Origin of the sequence: Kitasatospora sp. NPDC056327 (assembly GCF_042261735.1) — a bacterium.
Lineage (GTDB): Bacteria > Actinomycetota > Actinomycetes > Streptomycetales > Streptomycetaceae > Kitasatospora.
In genome coordinates this window covers 1-3,072 of record NZ_JBHJRC010000492.1, presented here as the reverse complement: position 1 = coordinate 3,072, position 3,072 = coordinate 1, and the positions used below count along the sequence as shown (strand labels likewise).

The 3,072-nt window shown below is 51.6% G+C and carries 3 tRNA genes and 1 rRNA gene; all 4 read right to left on the bottom strand.

Annotated elements, in window-relative coordinates:
* Positions 1–2,630: ribosomal RNA gene (locus tag ACFCX4_RS35635) — 23S ribosomal RNA — on the bottom strand; the annotation flags it as partial.
* A gap of 56 nt (positions 2,631–2,686) precedes the next feature.
* Positions 2,687–2,762: transfer RNA gene (locus ACFCX4_RS35630), tRNA-Ala, on the bottom strand.
* 24 nt (positions 2,763–2,786) lie between these two features.
* Positions 2,787–2,863 (bottom strand) — tRNA-Pro (locus ACFCX4_RS35625).
* A gap of 8 nt (positions 2,864–2,871) precedes the next feature.
* Positions 2,872–2,948, bottom strand: a tRNA-Arg gene (locus ACFCX4_RS35620).
* Positions 2,949–3,072 lie beyond the last annotated feature (124 nt).

Below are 3,072 nucleotides of genomic sequence, written 5' to 3'. Positions count from 1 at the left end.
CCGAACTGTCTCACGACGTTCTGAACCCAGCTCGCGTACCGCTTTAATGGGCGAACAGCCCAACCCTTGGGACCGACTACAGCCCCAGGATGCGATGAGCCGACATCGAGGTGCCAAACCTCCCCGTCGATGTGGACTCTTGGGGGAGATAAGCCTGTTATCCCCGGGGTAGCTTTTATCCGTTGAGCGATGGCCCTTCCATGCGGAACCACCGGATCACTAAGCCCGACTTTCGTCCCTGCTCGACTTGTAGGTCTCGCAGTCAAGCTCCCTTGTGCCTTTACACTCTGCGAATGATTTCCAACCATTCTGAGGGAACCTTTGGGCGCCTCCGTTACCTTTTAGGAGGCGACCGCCCCAGTCAAACTGCCCACCTGACACTGTCTCCCTGCCCGATAAGGGCAGCGGGTTAGAATGTCAATACAGCCAGGGTAGTATCCCACCAATGCCTCCACCGAAGCTAGCGCTCCGGTTTCAAAGGCTCCTACCTATCCTGTACAAACTGTACCAAAATTCAATATCAGGCTGCAGTAAAGCTCCACGGGGTCTTTCCGTCCTGTCGCGGGTAACCTGCATCTTCACAGGTACTATAATTTCACCGAGTCTCTGGTTGAGACAGTGCCCAAATCGTTGCGCCTTTCGTGCGGGTCGGAACTTACCCGACAAGGAATTTCGCTACCTTAGGACCGTTATAGTTACGGCCGCCGTTTACTGGGGCTTCAATTCGCACCTTCGCTTACGCTAAGCGCTCCTCTTAACCTTCCAGCACCGGGCAGGCGTCAGCCCCTATACTTCGCCTTACGGCTTCGCAGAGACCTGTGTTTTTGCTAAACAGTCGCCTGGGCCTATTCACTGCGGCTTTCCGTTAACAGAGCACCCCTTCTCCCGAAGTTACGGGGTCATTTTGCCGAGTTCCTTAACGAGAGTTCTCTCGCTCACCTTAGGATTCTCTCCTCGCCTACCTGTGTCGGTTTGCGGTACGGGCACCTTTCACCTCGCTAGAGGCTTTTCTTGGCAGTGTGGAATCAGGAACTTCGCTACTATATTTCGCTCGCCATCACAGCTCAGCCTTATGGGAAACGGATTTGCCTATTTCCCAGCCTAACTGCTTGGACGCGGATATCCAATACCGCGCTTACCCTATCCTCCTGCGTCCCCCCATCGTTCAAACGGTGAAGAGGTGGTACAGGAATATCAACCTGTTGTCCATCGCCTACGCCTGTCGGCCTCGGCTTAGGTCCCGACTAACCCTGAGCGGACGAGCCTTCCTCAGGAAACCTTAGGCATTCGGTGGACGGGATTCTCACCCGTCTTTCGCTACTCATACCGGCATTCTCACTTCTAAGCGCTCCACCAGTCCTTCCGGTCTGGCTTCACAGCCCTTAGAACGCTCTCCTACCACGGACACCAACGGTGTCCATCCACAGCTTCGGTGATACGTTTAGCCCCGGTACATTTTCGGCGCAGAGTCACTCGACTAGTGAGCTATTACGCACTCTTTAAATGGTGGCTGCTTCTAAGCCAACATCCTAGTTGTCTAAGCAACTCCACATCCTTTTCCACTTAATACACACTTTGGGACCTTAGCTGGTGATCTGGGCTGTTTCCCTCTTGACTACGGATCTTATCACTCGCAGTCTGACTCCTAAGGATAAGTCATTGGCATTCGGAGTTTGTCTGAATTCGGTAATCCGATGAGGACCCCTAGTTCAAACAGTGCTCTACCTCCAAGACTCTTACCTTAAGGCTAGCCCTAAAGCTATTTCGGGGAGAACCAGCTATCTCCAAGTTCGATTGGAATTTCTCCGCTACCCACACCTCATCCCCGCACTTTTCAACGTGCGTGGGTTCGGGCCTCCAGTAAGTGTTACCTTACCTTCACCCTGGACATGGGTAGATCACCTGGTTTCGGGTCTACGACCACGTACTAAACGCCCTATTCAGACTCGCTTTCGCTGCGGCTCCGCCTCTTCAGCTTAACCTCGCACGGGATCGTAACTCGCCGGTTCATTCTACAAAAGGCACGCCATCACCCATTAACGGGCTCTGACTATTTGTAGGCACACGGTTTCAGGATCTCTTTCACTCCCCTTCCGGGGTGCTTTTCACCTTTCCCTCACGGTACTGGTTCACTATCGGTCACTAGGGAGTATTTAGCCTTGGGAGATGGTCCTCCCGGATTCCGACGGAATTTCACGTGTTCCGCCGTACTCAGGATCCATTCAGGAGAGAACGAAGTTTTGACTACGGGGTTGTTACCCTCTACGACGGACCTTTCCAGGTCGCTTCGTCTACCTCGTTCCTTTGTAACTCCGTATAGAATGTCCTACAACCCCAAGAGGCAAGCCTCTTGGTTTGGGCTATGTTCCGTTTCGCTCGCCGCTACTCAGGAAATCGCATTTGCTTTCTCTTCCTCCAGGTACTTAGATGTTTCAGTTCCCCGGGTCTGCCTTCTCATATCCTATGTATTCAGATATGGATACTACTCCATTACGAGCAGTGGGTTTCCCCATTCGGAAATCTTCGGATCAAAGCTTACTTACAGCTCCCCGAAGCATATCGGTGTTAGTCCCGTCCTTCATCGACTCCTAGTGCCAAGGCATCCACCGTGCGCCCTTTCTAACTTAACCAAACTAAAAATTAAAAAATATGAGCTACACTGTTATCTAGTTTTCAAAGAACACGTTGGTGGAGCCTAGCGGGATCGAACCGCTGACCTCCTGCGTGCAAGGCAGGCGCTCTCCCAGCTGAGCTAAGGCCCCATCATACTATTTGTATATTTTGAATGGTCGGGAAGACAGGATTCGAACCTGCGACCCCATGGTCCCAAACCATGTGCTCTACCAAGCTGAGCTACTTCCCGTTATATAATGGCGCGCCCTAGAGGAGTCGAACCCCTAACCTTTTGATCCGTAGTCAAACGCTCTATCCAATTGAGCTACGGGCGCTTATCAGGCGACTTAACTATCATACTACCAATCAGTTATGATGTCAAGTGTTTTTTCATTTCTTTCGAAGTCTTTTTCTCGACTTCATTTATTATACACGATTTTGAGAATTTGCAAAGCCTTT